General features: G+C 67.8%; 18 protein-coding genes. All 18 read right to left on the bottom strand.

Annotated elements, in window-relative coordinates; all coding sequences use genetic code 11:
• Position 1: 1 nt before the first annotated feature.
• The 18 genes from CSC65_RS10945 to CSC65_RS10860 all read right to left on the bottom strand — a co-directional run bounded on the left by CSC65_RS10945 (position 2) and on the right by CSC65_RS10860 (position 19373).
• Positions 2 to 1648: a flavodoxin domain-containing protein gene (locus CSC65_RS10945; protein WP_162410615.1), complete on the bottom strand. Its 1647-nt coding sequence runs from the start codon at positions 1646 to 1648 to the stop codon at positions 2 to 4.
• On the bottom strand, positions 1645 to 2622 hold the full coding sequence (locus CSC65_RS10940) for an FAD:protein FMN transferase (protein WP_238390363.1): 978 nt from the start codon (positions 2620 to 2622) through the stop codon (positions 1645 to 1647). The genes CSC65_RS10945 and CSC65_RS10940 overlap by 4 nt, the downstream gene beginning before the upstream one ends.
• Positions 2623 to 2638: 16 nt before the next feature.
• Positions 2639 to 3448 (bottom strand): DUF4198 domain-containing protein, encoded by an 810-nt coding sequence (locus tag CSC65_RS10935; protein WP_162410614.1) that lies wholly within the window; start codon positions 3446 to 3448, stop codon positions 2639 to 2641.
• Positions 3449 to 3506: 58 nt separating this feature from the next.
• Positions 3507 to 4022 carry a DUF2271 domain-containing protein gene (locus CSC65_RS10930; RefSeq protein ID WP_162410613.1) on the bottom strand — a complete coding sequence of 172 codons (516 nt, stop codon included), beginning with the start codon at positions 4020 to 4022 and terminating at the stop codon, positions 3507 to 3509.
• A gap of 30 nt (positions 4023 to 4052) precedes the next feature.
• Complete coding sequence (locus CSC65_RS10925; protein ID WP_162410612.1) at positions 4053 to 4700, bottom strand: PepSY-associated TM helix domain-containing protein; 648 nt, start codon at positions 4698 to 4700, stop codon at positions 4053 to 4055.
• A 124-nt stretch (positions 4701 to 4824) separates the two neighbouring features.
• Positions 4825 to 7197 carry a TonB-dependent receptor domain-containing protein gene (locus CSC65_RS10920; protein WP_162410611.1) on the bottom strand — a complete coding sequence of 791 codons (2373 nt, stop codon included), beginning with the start codon at positions 7195 to 7197 and terminating at the stop codon, positions 4825 to 4827.
• A gap of 132 nt (positions 7198 to 7329) precedes the next feature.
• Positions 7330 to 7776 carry a hypothetical protein gene (locus CSC65_RS10915; protein WP_162410610.1) on the bottom strand — a complete coding sequence of 149 codons (447 nt, stop codon included), beginning with the start codon at positions 7774 to 7776 and terminating at the stop codon, positions 7330 to 7332.
• Between the two features lie 121 nt (positions 7777 to 7897).
• The gene (locus CSC65_RS10910; RefSeq protein ID WP_162410609.1) at positions 7898 to 8566 is read right to left on the bottom strand and encodes a tetratricopeptide repeat protein; all 669 of its coding nucleotides are present in this window, start codon (positions 8564 to 8566) and stop codon (positions 7898 to 7900) included.
• Positions 8559 to 9248: a Fe2+-dependent dioxygenase gene (locus CSC65_RS10905; protein WP_162410608.1), complete on the bottom strand. Its 690-nt coding sequence runs from the start codon at positions 9246 to 9248 to the stop codon at positions 8559 to 8561. Before CSC65_RS10905 ends, CSC65_RS10910 begins: the two co-directional genes overlap by 8 nt.
• A 54-nt stretch (positions 9249 to 9302) precedes the next feature.
• Positions 9303 to 11540 carry a TonB-dependent receptor gene (locus CSC65_RS10900; RefSeq protein WP_162410607.1) on the bottom strand — a complete coding sequence of 746 codons (2238 nt, stop codon included), beginning with the start codon at positions 11538 to 11540 and terminating at the stop codon, positions 9303 to 9305.
• A 166-nt stretch (positions 11541 to 11706) separates the two neighbouring features.
• On the bottom strand, positions 11707 to 12135 hold the full coding sequence (locus CSC65_RS10895) for a hypothetical protein (protein ID WP_162410606.1): 429 nt from the start codon (positions 12133 to 12135) through the stop codon (positions 11707 to 11709).
• 716 nt (positions 12136 to 12851) lie between these two features.
• Positions 12852 to 13184 carry a non-heme iron oxygenase ferredoxin subunit gene (locus CSC65_RS10890; RefSeq protein WP_162410605.1) on the bottom strand — a complete coding sequence of 111 codons (333 nt, stop codon included), beginning with the start codon at positions 13182 to 13184 and terminating at the stop codon, positions 12852 to 12854.
• Entirely contained in the window at positions 13181 to 13723 is a 543-nt protein-coding gene (locus CSC65_RS10885; protein ID WP_162410604.1) for a GNAT family N-acetyltransferase, read from the bottom strand. Before CSC65_RS10885 ends, CSC65_RS10890 begins: the two co-directional genes overlap by 4 nt.
• A 208-nt stretch (positions 13724 to 13931) precedes the next feature.
• Complete coding sequence (locus CSC65_RS10880; protein ID WP_162410603.1) at positions 13932 to 15203, bottom strand: cysteine desulfurase; 1272 nt, start codon at positions 15201 to 15203, stop codon at positions 13932 to 13934.
• Positions 15200 to 16519, bottom strand: coding sequence for a Fe-S cluster assembly protein SufD (gene sufD / locus CSC65_RS10875; RefSeq protein ID WP_162410602.1), 1320 nt, complete (start codon positions 16517 to 16519; stop codon positions 15200 to 15202). The genes CSC65_RS10880 and sufD overlap by 4 nt, the downstream gene beginning before the upstream one ends.
• Positions 16519 to 17283, bottom strand: a complete 765-nt coding sequence (gene sufC, locus CSC65_RS10870; protein WP_162410601.1) for a Fe-S cluster assembly ATPase SufC — start codon at positions 17281 to 17283, stop codon at positions 16519 to 16521. The genes sufD and sufC overlap by 1 nt, the downstream gene beginning before the upstream one ends.
• A gap of 139 nt (positions 17284 to 17422) precedes the next feature.
• On the bottom strand, positions 17423 to 18898 hold the full coding sequence (gene sufB / locus CSC65_RS10865; RefSeq protein WP_162410600.1) for a Fe-S cluster assembly protein SufB: 1476 nt from the start codon (positions 18896 to 18898) through the stop codon (positions 17423 to 17425).
• A 16-nt stretch (positions 18899 to 18914) separates the two neighbouring features.
• On the bottom strand, positions 18915 to 19373 hold the full coding sequence (locus CSC65_RS10860; RefSeq protein WP_162410599.1) for an SUF system Fe-S cluster assembly regulator: 459 nt from the start codon (positions 19371 to 19373) through the stop codon (positions 18915 to 18917).
• Between the last annotated feature and the right edge of the window lie 126 nt (positions 19374 to 19499).

Here is a 19499-nt window from a genome sequence, read left to right as displayed (position 1 = left end):
CTCAGTAGACGTCGCGCCGGTAGCGCCCGGCGGCGCGCAGTGCATCGCGGGACTCCTCGCCCAGCACGTCGGCCAGCACGTCATCGACAGCTGGTGCCATGCCGGTGGCGTTGCCGCATACCAGGATCGATGCGCCCCGGTCCACCCACTCGCGCAAGGTGTCGGCCGCGGCCTGAAGGCGATGCTGCACGTAGGCGGGAGCATCCGGCGCGCGCGAGAACGCCAGGTCGATTCGGGCCAGCCAGCCGGCGGCCTGCCACTGGTGGATGTCTTCGCCGTAGAAGCGGTCATGGTCCGGGCTGCGTTCGCCGAACAGCAGCCAGTTGTCGCGCGCACCTGCGTGGATACGGGCCTGGATATGCGCACGCAGGCCGGCGATGCCGGTGCCGTTGCCGATCAGGACGAGTGGCAGGTCGGCAGGCGGCGGATGGAAGCCGGCATTGCGTCGAAGGCGCACGTCGATCGACTGCCCGGGCAGGACGGTGTCGCACAACCAGCCGCTGGCCATTCCCGCGCTGCCATCAGGGCGGGTCATCCGACGGACAAGCAGGCGAACTTCGCCCTCGGCGGGTACGGACGCGATCGAGTATTCGCGATGCGGCAGCGGATCGAGCGCATCGGCCAGCTGCTGCGCGGAGAGGCCTGCGACGGTTCCGGCGGGTGGCAACTGCATGCGGGTCAGCCGCTCCGCCAGTGGCTCCTTGCCGTCGCCGCCATCAATCACGGTGGCGTCTTCGAGGCCGAGCTCGTCCAGCAGGGCCCTAACGCGCGCCGACGAATTCCGTGCACCCACTTCGGCGATGTCTCCGGCTTCCCAGTCCGGAAGCGGGCCGGCGGCAGGTACCAGCGCCAGGTCGAACACCGGAGCGCCGGGGCTGCCGTCGTTCACCTGTGCACGCGAAAGCAGGCGCCAGGGTTCGTACGCTGGCGGCGTCCAGTCGGGCAGGGCATCGAATCCACCGATCCGGCCGACCTCGTACTGCCAGTGCCGCAGCGTCGCCTGGTCGGCGTTGTCGACCTCGACGCGGTCGAACAGGGGGCGTGCATCGCGGCCCCGTAGCCATTCGTCCAGCTGCCGGCCGAAGGCGCAGAAATCGTGGTATTCGCGATCGCCCAGCGCAAGCAGCGCGTATTCGAGCCCGGGCAATGCAGGCGCCTGCGGCATGACCCGGCGCAGGAATCCGATCGCGTGATCGGGCGGGTCGCCTTCACCGGTAGTACTTGCGATGAACAGCGCCCGCCCGGTGCGGGCCAGCAATGCGGCATCCACCTCGTCGAGGGGCAGCGTCAGCACCGGCACGCCGCCCTCGCGCAGCATCGTGGCGCTGCGTTCGGCCAGCAGCTGGGCGAAGCCGGTCTGGCTGGCCCAGGCGACCAGCACCGGCGGACCGCCCTGCGATGCCGCCAGCGCCCGGCTGGCGGAGTGGCCGTCGGCGCGACGCAGGAAGGCAAGGCAGAGGCCGGCATAGGCGACCAGCGCAGCCAGCAGCAGCCACCACCGCAGCGGACGCGGCGGGCTTTGCCACCAGGCTTCATCGTGCAGGGGGAGCAGCAGTGCGGCGGCAGCGGCCAGGAGCGCCAGCAGGGCCAAATTGCCCAGCAGCGACCAGGCCACGCCTTGCTCGCGCGCTTGGATCGGGTCTTTCATTGGGCCAGGTGGTTCTTGAATGCGTCGGTCATCGTTTCACGCACCGCATCACCATCGCGGACCACGAAGCGAGCCGCCAGGCCGCGGGCACTGGCCAGCGCCCGCCCTGCGTCGGCTCCGAGCACGGTCAGCGCGGTGGCCCATGCATCGGCGTGCATCGCATCGGCCGCCACGACCGTGACCGACGCGGCGGCATCGACGACCGGACAGCCGGTGCGTGGATCGATCGTGTGCGCGTACCGCTGGCCTTCCTGCTCGAAGCGGTGCCAGCGATCGCCCGAGGTGGCGACGGCCGCGTCATCCAGTACCAGCACGCGCGGTGGCATTTCCTCCGTGCTGGCGTCTTCGTCGAGTGCGGACTCGACCAGGACCCGCCAAGCTTCGCCGTCGGGCTTGCGTCCATAGCCGCGTATCTCGCCCCCGACTTCGACCAGCGCGGCATCGATTCCGCGGGCACGCAGCCGTTCCGCGACCAGGTCGGCGCCGTAGCCCTTGGCGATCGCCGAAAGGTCCAGCTGCAACCCGCCGGGCTGCAGCAGTTCGCGGCCGTCGGCGCGCCGCTGGAGTCGCTGCCAGCCGCTGCGGGTGCGTTCGCGGTCGATATCTCCCGCTTCCGGTACGTGGCGCCCGTTGCCCGAGCTGCCGAAGCCCCAGAGGTCCACCAGCGGGCCGACTGTCGGATCGAACGCGCCGCCGCTGGCCGACGCCACTTCCAGCGCGCAGTCGAGCACACGCTGGAAGTCGGACGGCAGGCGCATCCAAGTGCCGGCCGCCGCCGCGCGGTAGCGGCTGATGTCCGATCCGGGCAGCCAGGTACTCATCTGCGCCACCACCTGGTCTAGCGGCTGCTGGATGTGCGCGTGGAGCGCGTGCAGGTCGGTGCCTGCGCGCGCGGCCAGGCGCACGCTCCAGCGCGTGCCCATCGTCTCGCCGCCGAGGCTGGCAACGCTCCCGGTGGATGCCTGGTCCTTCATGCTTGCTGGCCGCTGCTTACTGCGGAAGAACTTCCAGCGTGGCCACGTAGCTCAGGCGACGCTTCCTGGCCTGCGGCAGGCTGGTCTTTGCGTCTTCCTTGGTCGCTTCCAGCCAGTACATGCCGGCAGTGGGCCAGGTGACGGCGAATTCGCCCTTGGCATCGCTCACCGCCTTGATCTCGTCCTGCGCGTTGCGATAGCGCGTCTCGCCGCGGACGATCTCGAACTCCACGCCTTCGGCCGGCTTGCCGTCCACCAGCACGCGGAACTTCGTTGCTTCGCCTGCGAACAGGTCGTTGGGATGGGTCAGCGGCACCAGCTCGAGGCCTTCGCCGCTGGACTTGAGCGCGGTGTCGTTGGGTGACCCGTTGGTAACGAAGGTCTCGATGCGGCCGACGCTCTGCGAGATCTGCAGGTTCTTCGCATCCTTCGGAACCTCGGTGGCGAAGGTGGCCGGCGTGCCGCGCCAGCGCTTGGGCTTGCCGTTCTCTTCCCAGCTGCCGGACAGGCCGCTGTTGACGACGGCGAGGCGGTAGGTGCCCTGCTGGGCGAGCTGCAGGTCGAACACGCTGCGGTACTTGCCGGTGGCCGGGTTCTGCGGCTCGATCTTGCTGCCGTCGGGCGCGGTGATCGCCAGATTGTCCAGTCGCAGTGGCACGTGGTTGAAGTAGAACAGGTCGTTGGATACCGCCGCATCGACCGTGATCCACGGATCGGTGCCGGCCAGCACGGTCTGCGACGGGCGCAGCCACGCCTTGTGCGCGGTGGCGCTGAACGGGACGGCCAGCGAGGCAATGACGGCAGCGAGGATCAGGGGACGCTTCATCGGGATCTCCGTAGGTGTCGCAGTGAACGGGTGCGGTGCGTGATGGACGCGAGCAGTTTCAAGGCGTGATCGAAAGGGTCACGGCACCGAGTTCGGTGCGGCCTTGCGATTTGCCGGATTGCGGTGCCTTCGCCGGCCAGGCGAAAGGGATCTTCACCAGTTCGCGACCGCCGACTTCGCGCGCGGCTTCCACCACCAGTGTGTACTCGCCTGGTGCCAGGCCCTTGAGTTGTGGCTGGCTGGCGGCGAAGGACACCTCGTGCTTGCCGACCGGGCGGGTCGGCCCGGTCACGCCGTCCACCGGCACCTGCAGCGTGCGCCCGGACTTGCGCCACCACTGGCGCAGGTCCGGCAGCCACTTGGTGCCGTGGCCCTCGGCGGTGTCCTTCATCTGGTACCAGACCGCCAGGTTGGAGGCGACCTTCTGGTCGGCACCTTCGATCCAGATCGCCACGTAGGGGCGGTGGTACTCGGCCACGTTGAGCTTGGGGATTTCGACGTTGATCTCGAGCTCGGCCGCGTAGGCCGGCACGGTCAGCAGTCCGCTGATTGCAATGAAAACCTTGGCGCGCATGGAACGGACCTCGTCGATGGGATGACGGCTTCAGTGGATGAAGAGCAGGATGAGTACAAGCGGAACCAGCAGGCCCAGGCCGACCAGCGGCCAGGTCAGCCGACGCTGGCGCGCATGCAGGTGCAGCAGGAACAATCCGGTGATGCAGAACACCAGGCAGGCGATGGCGAACACATCGATGAACCAGCCCCAGGCCGGCCCGGCGTTGCGACCCTTGTGCAGGTCGTTGAAGTAGGAAATCCAGCCGCGACCGGTGCGCTCGAACTCCACCGCACCGGTCTCCCGGTCGATGCTGAGCCAGGCATCCGCTCCGGGCGAGGGCATCGAGACGTAGGCTTCCTCCGGCGACCACTCCGCGGGGCGGCGGCCCAGTGGTATTTCCAGCGTGTCACCCAGCCAGCCGGCGACCTCGGTGGGCAGCGGCGCGTTGCCTTCCTCCGGCGACTCCATCAACTGCGCGAGCAATGGCGCAGGCAGTTCCGCGGTCCGGTTATCGACGCGGGGCTGGGCCTCGATCCTGGCGGCGTGGTTGAGCGTGATCCCGGTCGCGGTGAACAGCAGCATCCCGACCAGGCAGACCGCCGAGCTGATCCAGTGCCACTGGTGCAGCTGGCGCAGCCAGAAGCCACGGCGCTGCTGTGCGGACACGGGATCGGGGCGCGGGGAGCTTGCGGTCACGAGGTCATGCAAGGGGTTGGGTAGCCAAGTATAGGCGATCGATGAGAACGGTTCTCATTGGATGGCGCGGTGGGGATTAACGCGCAGGTACCCGGATGGTTGACGCATCCGGGCACCCCGTCGATCAGAACGCGACGTTGACGCTGAGCCAGAGATTGCGCGACTTGTCCTTGTTGTTGAAGTCGTCGTTGTACGTCGGCGTCCACGAACCGTCGGGATTGGCGGTGAACACGGTCTGGAAGCTGGTGAAATCCTCATCGAGCAGGTTGTTGATCCGCGCGAACAGCGACACCTTGTCGGTGACGCGGTACTGCGCGGCCAGGTGCAGGACTTCGTAGCCCTGGTAATACAGCGGCTCGCCATTCGCATCACGGCCGCGGTAGCGACGCGAACGAGCCTCGCCGATCAGTTGCGCGCTCACCTGCTCGGTGATCGACCAGTCCAGGGTCAGGTTGGCCATGTGCTTGACCGACTGGGTCAGCGGGAGGCCGGCATCCACGCCGCTCTGGCGCTCGCTGTCGGTATGGGTGTAGTTGGCCCGCAGCGACAGCGGCTCGACGATGCGGTAGCTGCCGGCGAGTTCGATGCCGCGGATGCGCGCCTTGTCGATGTTGACGTACTGCAGGACGTTGCCCACGCCCAGCACCGCCCAGTAGTCGCCGAGGTTCACGCAGGGGCGGACGCCGCCGGTCACCGTGCAGCTCTGGCTGGCCTCGACGCGCTCGATCTTGTCCTCGAAATCGTTCTGGAACACGGTGACGTTGAAATCGCTGCCGCCCTCGGCCGAACTCCAGTACAAGGCGATCTCGCTGTTGACGCTGGTTTCCGGCTCCAGGTCCGGATTGCCCGCCCATGGGCTGGTGCCCTGGGCGCCGAAGCCGGTGATGCCGTCGTACAGGTCGGTGGTCTTGGGCGTCTTGTAGCCCGTGCTGACCCCGCCCTTCAGCACCCACGATTCGGAAATGCTGTAGACGCCATACAGGCGCGGGCTGAAGTGGCCACCGAACAGGTTGTGGTCGTCGAAGCGCACGCCACCGGTGACGGTCAGTGCCTCGAACGGTGTCCAGTTGTCCTCGGCGAACAGGGACCACATGCGGTGCTCCTGCACGGTCCCGTTTCCGTAGCCCCCGCTCTCCATGCCGAACACGCCGTCCTCCAGTTCGCCATCGATGGCCTGGCCACCGACGACGAGATGGTGGCTGCCGACGCGGCTTTCCAGCGGAATATCGAGCTTCGCGTCGAGCGTGTACTGGCTGCTGTCCATGGTCCGCTTCGGTCGCGGCAGGAAGGTATCGACCATCAGCTGCTGGCGCTGCGCGCGGGTCATGCCGGCGTAGGCGCCGGTTGCGCAGGTGGCGGCGTTGTTGCAGTAGAGCGCCCGGTGCGTCACGCGCTCGTCCACGCTGAAGGGCAGGGTGCGGCCATGGTTGCCGGTGTCGATGTGCGACAAGGCGACGAGGCTGTTGCCGAAGTCCCACTGGCCCTGGTGGGTAAGTGCCCACTGGTCGCGGGTGAATTCCTGGTCGGACGCGTAGCCGACCTGCGGCGCCGCGCGCCACAGGCCCGCCAATCCATCCACCGTGCCCAGCGGGTACGTCTCGGTACCTAGGTTGTTGACGTACGGCGTGTTGTCGTAAACCTGCTCGGACGTGTCGTACTCCAGCTTCAGGCTCTGGTCGTCGGTCGGCGTCCAGCTCAGGGTGATACCGGCGCTCTTGTTGGTGTTGTCCACGGTCTTGCCACCGCCTCCGAAGCCCAGTGCGCGCTCGTGCGGATTGCCGGCCGGGTCGTAGATGACTTCGTATTCGGGAATCGATGCGTCGCGCTCGTACCAGGAGCCGCGCAGGCCCAGTCCGAGGGTGTCGGCTACAAGTGGCCCCATCAGCGCGAAATCGAACGTGCTCTCGGAGCCGAAGTCGCTGTTCTCCTGGAAGCTGTGCCCGGCGGAGGCCGAGCCGCGCCAGCGATTGGAAACCTTGCGCGTGATGATGTTGATCACGCCGCCCAGCGCGTCGGCGCCGTAGAGGGTCGATGCCGGGCCCCGGATGACCTCGATCCGCTCGACCATGTCCAGCGGCGGAATGTGGTTGAACTGGTTGCCACCGAACGAGTTGGGATAGATGTCGCCATGGTTGTTCTGCCGGCGTCCATCGATCAGCAGCAGCGTGTACTCCGGGCCCATCCCGCGGATGCTGATCGTCTTCTGCCCGGTCTTGTCCGAGGTCTCGCCGACGTCCACGCCTTCGAGGTCGCGAACCGCGTCGATCAACGTGAGGTACGGGCGCTGCTGCAGCTGTTCGCGCGTGATCACGCTGATGCTGGCGGGCGCGTCGACGATCTTCTGTTCGAAGCCGGCGGCGGTGACGACGACGGTATCCAGCGTGGTCGGGTCGCCGGTGGTGGCCGGGTTGGCCGCTGCCGGCAGCGGAGAAGCGAGGATGGCTCCCAGAGTCAGGGCGAGGGCGGTGGGGCGCAGGACAGGACGAAGGGACGGCATGGGGTTGGGCTCGTGGATTCGCATTCGAAAGGCATCCGCGGCACACGACGACGGAGTCCGGGCAGGCCGGGAACATCGCGGGGCGGAAGAAAGTCGGGGTCGGCGCGTGCGCGCGAAGCGCACGGAGGGCGATCAAGCCGAGGGCGGTGCCTGGCCGGGATGCAGGCGCAGCCGGCCGGCATCTGCGGAAGCCGGTGGAAGCTGTTCGGTATCGGCGATGCAGACAGCCGACACGATGTCGGCCACCGGCGCATCGGAGCCGGAGGTCCATGCGATACCGGCGGAGGAAGACGGCGCAGAGAGGGTGGCATCCAGCGGCGATGCCACCGCCAGTTCGAACTGCCGCGGCTTCTTGCGTTCCGCCGGGTGGTGGAGGCTTTCCGGAGGTGCCCCATCCCCAGGTTGCACGCCGATCGCGATGAGGCCTGCCGCATTCCGGACGGCGATCCGGGCCTGCGCGCCGTCCTCGGCCGGGCCCAGAAGATTCCATGCCAGCAGCATCGCCATGAGCGCCATCACAACCAACGCGCGGCGCCGGCTGGTGCGTGTGGAGGCTGCGGGATACGGCAGGTCGGACAAGGGAGGCCCCGTGGAGTGCCACTGAAGGGCACCGTCAGGCCATCATTCTAATTGAGAATAATTATCGAATGCAAACGAGATTGGCTGACATCGGGTGTCTCCGCTTCGATGGATCCGACCCTCATGACGCGTCAACCAGGTCACGCAACCGATCATGGGGGCTTTCAGCCAAGGCCTTCCTCAGCCGGGCCACGAATGAAGGCGTACCGGTGTCCAGGGCGCTCTGCAGCCATCGGGCAGCTTCTTCGAGCTGGCCCAGGTCGGCGAGCATCGAGGCGAGGTTGGCCTGGCCTCGGAAGTCGCCGGCTCGTGCGGCGCGCCGGTACCAGGCCATTGCCTGCGCCGGATCGCGCTGCACCTCCCAGCCGTTCTCGTGGAAGCGCCCGACGAAGTTCATCGCACGCGCATGTCCGAGCTCGGCGGCACGCAGGTACCAGCGATAGGCCGCGGCCCGGTCCTGGGCGATGCCATTGCCGGAGGCCAGCAGGTGGGCGAGGTTGTACATGCCCCAGTCCAGCCCGGCGTCGGCGGCCTTGCGGTACCACACCGCCGCAAGCGTCATGTCGATGCGTGTGCCTTGGCCCAGCTCGTGGCAACGGCCGAGCATGTTCATCGCCATCGGCTCACCCAGGTTGGCGGCCACGCTGTACCAATGGAAAGCCTCGTCCGGGTCGGGCTGCATGCCGCGACCCTCCATCCATGCCTGCGCCAGCAGCAACTGCGCCTCGCGCTGCCCAGCCAGCGCCGCTTCGCGAAGCTGGCGAAGGTCGGCGGCCACCGCCTCAGACATCGGCCCAGCGCCGCAGCAGGTTGTGGTACACGCCGGTGAGCTGGACCAGCGAGGGATGCTCGGGCACCTCGCGGGTCAGGCGCCGGATCGACACGTCCAGTTCGAACATCAGCCGCCGCTGGCTGTCTTCGCGCAGCATGCTCTGGATCCAGAAGAACGAAGCCAGCCGCGCGCCGCGGGTGACCGGATTGACCCGATGCAGGCTGGTGCCCGGGTAGAGCACCAGGTGGCCGGCGGGAAGCTTGACCTGTTGCATGCCGTAGGTGTCTTCGATGACCAGTTCGCCGCCGTCGTAGTCCTGCGGATCGATCAGGAACAGGGTCGCCGACAGGTCGGTACGCACGGGCTGCGCTGCGCCATCGGCGCCGCGCTCATAGCGCACGGCGTTGTCGACGTGGAAGCCGAACGACTGGCCGTCGCGGTAGCAGTTGAACAGCGGCGGATAGATCCGCCGCGGCAATGCGGCCGAGAAGAACGTGGAGTTCGCCTGCACCGCTTCCTGCACCAGTGCGCCGAGCTCGCGAGCCACCTCGCTGTCCTCAGGCAACTGCAGGTTGTCCTTGGCCTTGGCCGACTGGTGGCCGGCAGTGATTCTGCCGTCGGCCCAGCCGGCGTGTTGCAGGCGCTGCCGGCAGTGGGCGACCTGTTCGGCGGTCAGGACATCGGGAATGGACAAGAGCATGGGAGTTCTCGCGGGAAGCCCCGTCCCGTGGGAACGGGACGGGGTCGTGTCGCCTCAGAAGCGGACGGTCGCAGTCAGCACCACCGAGCGCGCCGCGCCCGGCGTGGCCCAGCCGTTGTTGCGGATGCGAGTGAAGTACTGCTTGTCGAACAGGTTGTCGACGTTGAGCTGCAGGGCGAAGCCGTCGTTGAACTGGTAGCCGACCATGGCCCGGTGCATCGTGTAGCTCCTGGCCTGCGGCGCGTTGTCGGTGCTGGCCAGGTAGAAACTGCCCTGGTAGTTCACGCCGTAACCCACCGTCCAGTCGGCCAGTGCATAGGTGGTCCACACGCTGCCGGAGTGTTCCGGAACGTTGGCCAGCGGGTTGCCGGCCTGCGCATCGATGCCGGTGGACTCCTTTACGAAGTCCGAAACGCTCTGCAGCACTTCGCTGTCCAGGAACGCATAGTTGGCGAACACCGACCACGCACGGGTGATCCGGCCGGCCGCGCCGAGGATCACGCCATCCACGCGGGCCTGGCCATCCAGCTGCTGCATGCCGCTTGGATTGTCCGGATTGCCCGGGTCGGCGACCTTGTAGTTCTGTCGCTCGTTGCGGAACGCCGCGGCGGTCAGCGCGAGCTTCTCGCCCAGCACGTTCCACTTGGTGCCCAGTTCGATGTTCACCGCCGTTTCCGGGTCCACGCCGCAGGTCTGCAACGTGCATGAGCCGTTGACCGAGGCCTTGGACGGCGTCCTGGAGTCCGAGTAGGACAGGTAGACGCTCCCGTTTTCCGCAGGCTTGTAGACCAGTCCGGCGCGGTAGGAGAACAGGTTGTCGGAATTGTCGAAGGTGGCGTCGCTGGTGACGTTGCCGGCGGCATTGAACGCACGCACGCGCGAATCGCCTTCGTTGCGCTCGTATCGCGCGCCCAGGCCAAGCTGCCACTGCGGGTTGAATTCCAGCGTGTCGAACAGGTACACGGCCTGGTTGTCGAGCGTGCCGGAGGTGCGACCGGCACGGATGTAGTTGACCGGGCCGGTATAGGCGTTATCCGGGTCGGCCAGGCTCATCGGCGGATACACCGGCGTGGTGCCGTTGGGGTAACGCTGGATGTTGCCGTTGTCCAGCTCGTAGGTTTCGTGCAGGAACGAAATGCCGGCGACCAGCGAGTGGTCGACGCTGCCGGTAGCGAAGCGCGAAGTCAGGTCGGTCTGGTTGTAGGCCAGTCCGTTGCGGGTATCGCGCGTGGTGCCGCGCGGACCGCTGGGCAGGAAGGTCCCATGGCTGGCGCAGGCCGCACCGGTCGCCGGGTTGACGCCGCTGTCCAGGCACCAGGTGCCCTGGGTCGGGTTGACCACGGTGTACTGGTCCACGCGCTGCACGCGCGCCAGGTTGCGGATCGAGGTCGCGTCATTGAAGTCGTGTTCGAAGATGCCGGTCAGCACGTCGACCTCGACTTCCTGCGTGTCCATGTTGCGGTAACCGAAGTAGCTCTCGCGGCTCACGCCGGGCAACAGGCCGCCATACGCGGCGAAATACGGGATGCCGTACTCGGGGATGTTGTCGTCCTGCTGGTGCAGGTAGCTCACCGAGAGGCGGGTGTCGGTGCCAAGGCCGATCGCCAACGAGGGCGCGAAGCCCCAGCGCTTGTACTCCTCCACGTCCCGGTCGGGCACGTCGTTGCGGTGGGCCATCGCGTTCACGCGCAGGGCCTGGCCGTCGCCCAGGTCGAAGTTGCTGTCCACGGTGGCGCGACCGAAGCTGTCGGTGCCCGCGCCCAGGGTCACCGTGGTCTGGTCGCCCTGGCGCGCCACCTTGTTGACCAGGTTGATCGTGCCGCCCACCGAGCCGGCGCCGGAGTAGGCCGAGTTGGCGCCGTTGATCAGCTCTATGGACTCGAGATTGAAGTTGTCGCTGCGCGTGTACTGTGCGCTGTCGCGCACCCCGTCGACGGTGATGTCGCTGCTGGCGCTGAAGCCGCGCAGGTTGACGCTGTCGCCGTAGCCGCCGCCGCCTTCGCCGGCGCCGAAGGTGATGCCCGGCAAAGTGCTGAGGATGTCGCGCAGGCCGATCAGGCCCTGCTGGTCCATCACCTCGCGGGTGACCACGGTGATCGTCTGTGGCGTGTCCAGCAGCGGCGCGGTGTACTTGGGCGAAGACGCCTTTTCGATGCGGTCGCCCTGGACTTCCAGGCTGTCCAGTTCGGTGACGCTCTTGTCGGTGGGGAGGGCGTCGCTCGCCTGCGCGATCGCAGGGGTGGCCAGGGCCAGGAGCACGGCGGAAGAGAGTGGCGAGAAGGAAGGAGTCATTGGGTGGTGGTCGCTAGGAGGGATGGGATCCGGCTGGCGATGGCTGCGGAGGTGGAAAAGGGGCGTATGCCCGCGCCGGCCACGGCGTCGGTCTGGCCGTGGAGCGGGATCGTTCGCGATGGCTGGGCGGGTGTGCGGCGTGGCCTCGGCGATGCCCTGGCTTGGATCAGCCGGTCGCGGGAGATGCGTGCGCGGGGGGCAGGCGGCCTTCGGCCGCAGTACTGCGGTCACGGGCGACGATGGCGATAGGAGCGACCCGGCCCAGGCCCGACAACGCTGGAAAGCCGGTTCCGTGCGCGCGACGGTACTTGTCGCCGTAGGGCTCTTTTTCAGCCGAGGGCTCGAAGGGTGCCGGCAAGGCTTCGGGCTCGCCTTCGTCGGTGGCCGGTGCCGCGGTCGCACTGTCGCTGGCCGATGCAGTCGGCGATGTGCGTTCGACGGCAGGTGCCAGCATGGCGAAATGGGAGGTGGTGCCGCTGATCCGGCTGGGCTCGGCCTTGCCCGGGAGTGCGATTGCCAGGCAGGCCAGCGCGAGCAACAGCCAGCCGATCCCGAAAAATGCGGCGTGGCGTCCGCCGGCTCCACCCGAACGCATCCGGCGCCGGAACGTCGGTGCGGATGCGGAGGAGGTCGCAATGGCGCGCATCGGGGATGGCGGTGGCCGGCGGGGCGGGTCGCCATCTTAAATGAGAATTATTCTCTTTGGTAGCGGCCGTTGAAAACCCGGCCCCAGGGCCGGCGGCGCCCAATGGTTCGGGAGGGTAGCGTTGCCGGGGATCGAAGCGGTCGATCGAGTTGGCAGGGGTTTGGCTCACGGCGTCCCAGGCGCCGTATGCCAGCACCGGTTGCGCTGTCGCCTGTGCGGGAGCAGCGGGTTCACTGGATGGTGTGCAGGGTAGGGCGCTCGGGATGCGATGGCCCTGCAATCGATTCTGGAATGCGGCGAGTGGAGTCGGGAGCTCGGCGCTCCGAGTTCAGGGCTCGGGTGATGGAGTCGGGAGCTCGGCGCTCCGAGTTCAAAGCTCGGGCGTTGGAGTCCGGAGCTCGGTGCGCCGAGTTCGAAGCTCGGGTGAAGGAGTCCGGAGCTCGGCGCTCCGAGTTCGAAGCTCGGGCGTTGGAGTCCGGAGCTCGGTGCGCCGAGTTCGAAGCTCGGGTGATGGAGTCCGGAGCTCGGCGCTCCGAGTTCGAAGCCCGGCGGTCGGAGCAGCAAACCCCCGCCAGGCAGTCCAGGATGTTGGGGCTCGGGCAGGAAGCCCGATCAATGGCTGGCGTGGGACGGCTACGCGGATTGGAGCCGTGGCCGGCGCCAGCTCAGCCGCGGTCGTCGCGAGTCCAGACGCCGCCGTGTTCGGTCTTCACCGGGAACTTGGGGACCGCCGAGTAGGCAGGTGCGCACAGGGCGCGGCCGTCGCGGATGTCGAAGCGCGCGCCGTGCAGCACGCACTCGACGCTGCCCTCGGCAGGGTCGATGGCGCCGGAGGACAGTTCGAAGTCCTCGTGGCTGCAGCGGTCTTCCAGCGCGTAGAGGTCGCCGTCGAGGTTGAATACGAGGATCGGCGTGCCGGTGACCTCGTCGAAGACCGGCTTCATCTCGCCGGGCAGCAGTTCGCCGGTGGCGCAGACGAAGGTCCAGGTGTCGCTCATGTGCCGTCTCCGCCGCCCAGGTCCTTGTGCAGCACCTCGAAGCGAAGGTCGTCGCGCAGCGGGATGCCGTAACGTTCGTCGCCGTAGGGGAAGGGCTTGTGGATGCCTGTGCGCACGTAACCGCGGCGCTGGTAGAAGGCGATCAGCTCATCGCGGATATCGATCACGGACATGCGCATGGCCGGCAGCTGCCAGTCTTCGCGGGCGATGCGCTCGGCCTCCGCCAGCACCGCCTTGCCGACCCCGCTCCCCTGCAGGTCGGGACGCACGGAGAACATGCCGAAGTAACCGGCGCCGTCCTCGTCGGCCACGTGCGCGCAGGCGAGCAGTTGCCCGGCACGTTCGGCGAGCAGGACCACGCTGCGCGGACGGACGATGTCGGCTGCGAGCACCACCGGGTCGATGCGCTGGCCGTCGAGCATGTCTGCCTCCGTGGTCCAGCCGCTGCGACTGCTGTCGCCGCGATAGGCGGAGGTGACCAGATCGACCAGGGCGGGTATGTCGGCCTGCGTGGCCGCGCGGAAATGAAGGGAGTCCATAACGCCATTGTAGAGCGGGGCAATGCCCGCGGCGCCCTGCCTTCGTCTCAGCGGGGCATACCCTCTACCCAGTGCTTGCCGGCCGATGCCGCAGGAGCTGCCAGGTGGCGGTGGGGCAAGCTCCGCTATACGCGAGCATGCGGAATACGCGCAAGCACCGCTTTACGCGAGCGCTACGGCTGCCGTGCAGCGGTGGGTATGGCCCTGCTTACGCGACCAGCAGCCGGCGGGTCTTTTCCAGCGCGGCGGCGAAGCGCTCGATCTCGTCGTGGGTGTTGTAGAACGCCAGCGAGGCGCGCAACGTCGCCGCCACGCCGAAGTACTGCAGCAGCGGGTGCGCGCAGTGCTGGCCCGAACGCACGGCGACGCCTTCCAGGTCGAGCAGGGTCGCCAGGTCATGGGCATGTGCGCCCTCGACCAGGAACGAGATCACCGCGGCCTTGCCCGGCGCGGTGCCGAAGATGCGCAGGCCGGGAATGGACCGCAGCGCCTCGGTGGCATGGGCGAGCAGTTCGGCCTCACGCGCGGCGATGTGCGCCATGCCGATCCCTTCGAGGTAATCCACGGCCGCGCCCAGGCCGATGAACCCGGCGATGTTCGGCGTGCCGGCCTCGAACCGGTGCGGAGGATCGTTGAACACGGTGCCGTGGAAGCTGACTTCCCGGATCATCTCGCCACCGCCCAGGAACGGCGGCATGGCCTGCAGCAGTTCGCGCCGCGCCCACAGCACCCCGGTTCCGGTCGGGCCGCACATCTTGTGGCCGGTGATGGCGTAGAAGTCGCAGCCGATCGAGGCCACGTCCAGCTTCAGGTGCGGCGCGGCCTGGGAGCCGTCCACCACCGTGATGATGCCGCGGCGGCGTGCCTCGCGACAGATTTCGCGCACCGGATTGACGGTTCCCAGCACGTTGGAGACGTGGGTGACGGCCAGCAACTTCACGTCCGGCGTCATCGCCTTGTACAGCGCGTCGAGGTCGAGGCTGCCATCGGGCAGGATCTCGGCGACCCGGATCGTCGCGCCGGTGCGCTGGGCGACCAGCTGCCAGGGCACGATGTTGGCGTGGTGCTCCATCCGAGAAACCAGGATCGTGTCGCCGGCCTTGAGCTGCGGCAGCGCCCAGGAATAGGCCACCAGGTTGATCGCGAACGTCGTGCCGCTGCACAGCACCAGTTCGTCGGCGCGCACGTTGAGGAAGCGGGCGAGTTTCCCGCGTGCGGCCTCGTAGGCCTCGGTCGCCTCGGTGCCCAGCGCGTGCACCGCACGGCTGACATTGGCGTTCTGGCGACGATAGAACTCGTCCTGCGAGGCGATCACCGGCAGCGGTTTCTGCCCGGTGTTGGCATTGTCGAGATAGACCAGCGGCCTGCCATGGACTTCGCGCATGAGCAACGGGAAATCGGCGCGCACCCGATCCCAGTCCACGATGCGTCCGTGGTTGGCCAGTGCGGCGTCGTGGACGGCTGCGGGTACGATGCTCATGCGGCGGTTCCCGCGGGTGCCGACGGGTCCAGGGACGTGGCCAGCGCCGCGTCCAGCCGTGCCAGCAGGAACTGGCGCAGGTCATCGCTGTCCAGGGCCAGCAGCGGTTCCCGGCAGAAGGCCACGGTCAGCAGGCGCTGCGCCTGGGCCTGCGACAGGCCGCGCGAGCGCAGGTAGAACAGGGCGTTCGCGTCGAGCTGGCCCACGGTGGCGCCGTGCGCCGCCTTGACCTCGTCGGCCTCGATCACCAGCACCGGCTGGGTGTCGATCTCCGCGTCGGCCGACAGCAGCAGGTTCTTGTTGGACAGCGCCGCGTCGGAGCCATCGGCGCCGGCGTGGATGGCGATCCCGCCGTGGAAGACCACGCGGCTGCGGCCATCGGCGATGCCGCGCCAGAGCAGTTCACACGCGGTGTCGCGGGCGATGTGCTCGATCCCCAGGCGGGTGTCGACATGGCGGCGGCCGTCGCCGAGCAGAACCCCGTTGGCGACCAGCCGGGCGCCGTCGCCTTCCAGGCGCACGTTGAGTTCGTGGCGACTGAGTGCAGCGCCCAGTTCGAGGTCGACGCGCTGGTATCGCGCCTCGCGCGCGAGCACGGCGTCGGTGCGTGCGAAGCGCGTGGCGCGTGCCGCGTCGGACTGGATGCGCGCGTGCCGGACCTCGCTGCGCTGGCCCTGGTGCAGGTGCAACACGTCATTGGAAAGGTGCGCATGCTCGCCACTGGATAACTGGTGCTCGACCAGGTCCAGGGCGCCCTCGTTGCGCACGTCGATGAAATGGCGCAGGTGCCAGGCGCGGTCGCCGTCCTGCGGCGCGCCGATGAACACCAGGTGCACCGGTGTGCCGACCCGCACGCCCGCATCCACGCGCAGGACCACGCCCTCGTCGGCCAGCGCGGCATTGGCGCGGGCGAACACTTCGGCACGCTGGTCGTAGCGGCGCAGGATGAAATTGACGTCGCGCGGTTCGCCGCTGGCCATGACTTCCGAAAGCGGCTGCAGCGTCACGCCCGCAGGCAGGCCCGCCACGTCGCTGCTCACTGGATCATGGCGGCCATTGACGAACACCAGGCGCGGCGCCGGAATGCCGGCCAGGAGCGCGGCGTCGAACCCGGGGGCAACGGCGTCGGCGGCGGCGAAGGTGCGTCGTTCAAGCGTACGCAGCGTCGTGTACTTCCACGCTTCCTCGCGCGGGCCGGGCAGGCCGTCGGCGAGCAGTGCATCCAGCGCTTCGCGCCGGCCGGCGCCGAGCTGCTGCGCATCGACATCGCGCAGCGCGCCGAATGCGTCGCGGAACGAGTCGAGCAGTGCGCCCATCAGGACACCTTCTCGGGCGGCACGCGGTCCTTGAGCCAGGCGTACCCGTGCTGTTCCAGCTCCAGTGCCAGTTCGGGTCCGCCGCTTTCCACGATGCGCCCGTCGGCCAGCACGTGGACCACGTCGGGCCGGATGTAGTCGAGCAGGCGCTGGTAGTGGGTGATGACCAGGAACGCCCGGTCGGGCGAACGCAGGGCGTTGACGCCGTCGGCGACGTTCTTGAGCGCGTCGATGTCCAGGCCCGAATCGGTCTCGTCCAGGATCGCCAGCCTGGGCTCAAGCACGGCCAGCTGGAAGATCTCGTTGCGCTTCTTCTCGCCGCCGGAAAAACCCTCGTTGACGCCACGATGCAGCAGCTCGTCCTTCAGGTGCAGCACGGCCAGCTTCTCGCGGACCAGCTTGAGGAACTGCATCGAATCCAGCTCCGCCTCGCCGCGCGCCTTGCGCTGGGCGTTGAGCGCCGCGCGCAGGAAGTAGGTGTTGTTCACGCCCGGGATCTCGACCGGATACTGGAAGGCCAGGAACATGCCTGCGGCGGCGCGCTCCTCCGGTTCCAGTTCCAGCAAAGGCCGGCCGTCGAACTCGATGGAACCGGCGGTGACTTCGTAACCGTCGCGGCCAGCCAGCACGTTGCCCAGCGTGGACTTGCCTGCGCCGTTGGGACCCATGAGGGCGTGTACCTGTCCCGCCTTCACTTCCAGCGAGAGGCCCTTGAGGATTTCCTTGCCGGCGACGCTGGCGTGGAGGTTTTCGATCTTCAGCATGGGGGATCCATTTCTGTTTGAGCTATTCCCCGCCGGGGCGGAGGGATTTCAATCGTCGCGGCTGTCCAGGAGGCGTACCCGGTCCGATCGCGTGGGGCGATCACGGGTGCGCGAGCCGTGCCCCGCAAGCGGCGCCTGATCAGCCGACGCTGCCTTCCAGCGAGACTTCCAGCAGCTTCTTGGCCTCGACCGCGAACTCCATCGGCAGTTCGCGGAAGACCTGCTTGCAGAAGCCGTCGACGATCAGCGAAACCGCGTCCTCCGGGCCGATGCCGCGCGAACGGCAGTAGAACAGCTGGTCGTCGCTGATCTTGGAGGTGGTGGCTTCGTGTTCGACCGTGGCACCGGGGTTCTTCACCTCGATGTAGGGGAACGTGTGCGCGCCGCAGCGCTTGCCGATCAGCAGGCTGTCGCACTGGGTGTAGTTGCGCGCGCCATCCGCATTGCGGTCGACCTTGACCAGGCCGCGGTAGGTGTTCTGTCCACGGCCAGCGCTTATACCCTTGGAGACGATCTTGGACTTGGTGCGCTTGCCGATGTGGATCATCTTGGTGCCGGTATCGGCCTGCTGGCGGTGGTGTGTCAGCGCCACCGAGTGGAACTCGCCGGAGGAGTCGTCGCCCAGCAGCACGCAGGACGGGTACTTCCAGGTGATCGCCGAACCGGTCTCGACCTGGGTCCAGGTGACCTTGCTGCGCGCGCCTCGGCATTCGGCGCGCTTGGTCACGAAGTTGTAGATGCCGCCGCGGCCTTCCTCGTCGCCCGGATACCAGTTCTGCACCGTGGAATACTTGATCTCGCCGTCGTCGAGCACGACCAGCTCCACCACCGCGGCGTGCAGCTGGTTCTCGTCGCGCATCGGCGCGGTGCAGCCTTCCAGGTAGGAGACGTAGCTGCCCTCCTCGGCAATGATCAAGGTGCGCTCGAACTGGCCGGTATGGCCGGCGTTGATGCGGAAGTAGGTGCTCAGCTCCATCGGGCTGCGCACGCCCTTGGGGATGAACACGAAGCTGCCGTCGGAGAACACGGCCGAGTTGAGCGCGGCGAAGTAGTTGTCGCCATGGGGGACCACGCTGCCCAGGTACTGCTTGACCAGTTCGGGATGCTCGCGGATCGCCTCGGACATCGAACAGAAGATGATGCCCTTCTCGGCCAGCTCCTTCCGGAACGTCGTGCCGACGGAGACCGAGTCGAACACCGCGTCCACTGCCACGCCGGCCAGCTTGGCGCGCTCGTGCAGCGGCACGCCGAGCTTGTCGTAGGTGTCGAGCAGTTCCTGCGGCACTTCGTCCAGCGAGGCGTACTTCGGGCCCTTGGGCGCGGAGTAGTAGCTGATGGCCTGGAAGTCGATCGGCGCGATCTTCAGCTTGGCCCAGTGCGGCACCGGCATGGTCAGCCAGCGGCGATAGGCGTCCAGGCGCCACTGCGTCATCCACTCCGGTTCGTCCTTCTTGGCCGACAGGGCGCGGATGGTGTCCTCGTCCAGGCCCGGCGGCAGCGAATCGGATTCGATCTCGGTGACGAAGCCGGCATCGTAGCGACGGCCCAGGCGCTCGAGGATCTCGGCGTTCTGGGGCGGGGATTCGACGGCGGTGTCGGAAATTTCGGTGGCCATGGGGCTGCCTACGGGTTCAGCTGGCGACACGCACGGCGATCTCGCGCCGTCGCGTCGTCTCGGGGGAGGGAGAGGGCGGGCGCAGCATCTGCGCGAGGGTCACCCCGCGCAGGGCGTCGGCGACCACGTCGTTGATCAGGCGCCAGTTGGCGCGCACGCCGCACTGGTGGGCGATGCCGCAGTGGCTCTCATGCTGGCTGCACTCGGTCATCGCCAGTGGGCCTTCCATCGCCTCGACGATCTCGATCAGCGAGATCTGCGAGGCGTCGCGGCTCAGGCGGTAGCCGCCATGCACGCCGCGCTGGCTGGCGACCAGTCCGGCCTGGGCCAGCGGTTTCAGCAGCTTGCTGACGGTGGGCTGTTCCAGCCCCGAATGCTCGGCCAGTTCGGCCGCGCTCAGCACCTGTCCGGGCCGCGCGGCGAGCACGGTCAGGACGACGGTGGCGTAGTCGGTCAGTTTGGTGACACGGAGCATGGCGGGCGGGGCGTTGAAAGCGTACCGAAATTGTACGCTTTTGCCCCGGCCCGGCCAACCCGGCCGGAAGGCCCGGCCGGCGGAGCTTCAGGGGGCGTTGCCACCCGGCGCGGAGCCCTGGGGGGC

Source organism: Pseudoxanthomonas daejeonensis (assembly GCF_010093205.1).
GTDB lineage: Bacteria > Pseudomonadota > Gammaproteobacteria > Xanthomonadales > Xanthomonadaceae > Pseudoxanthomonas > Pseudoxanthomonas daejeonensis.
The sequence above is the reverse complement of the archived record's forward strand: the minus strand, read 5'-3'. Positions and strand labels throughout refer to the sequence as shown.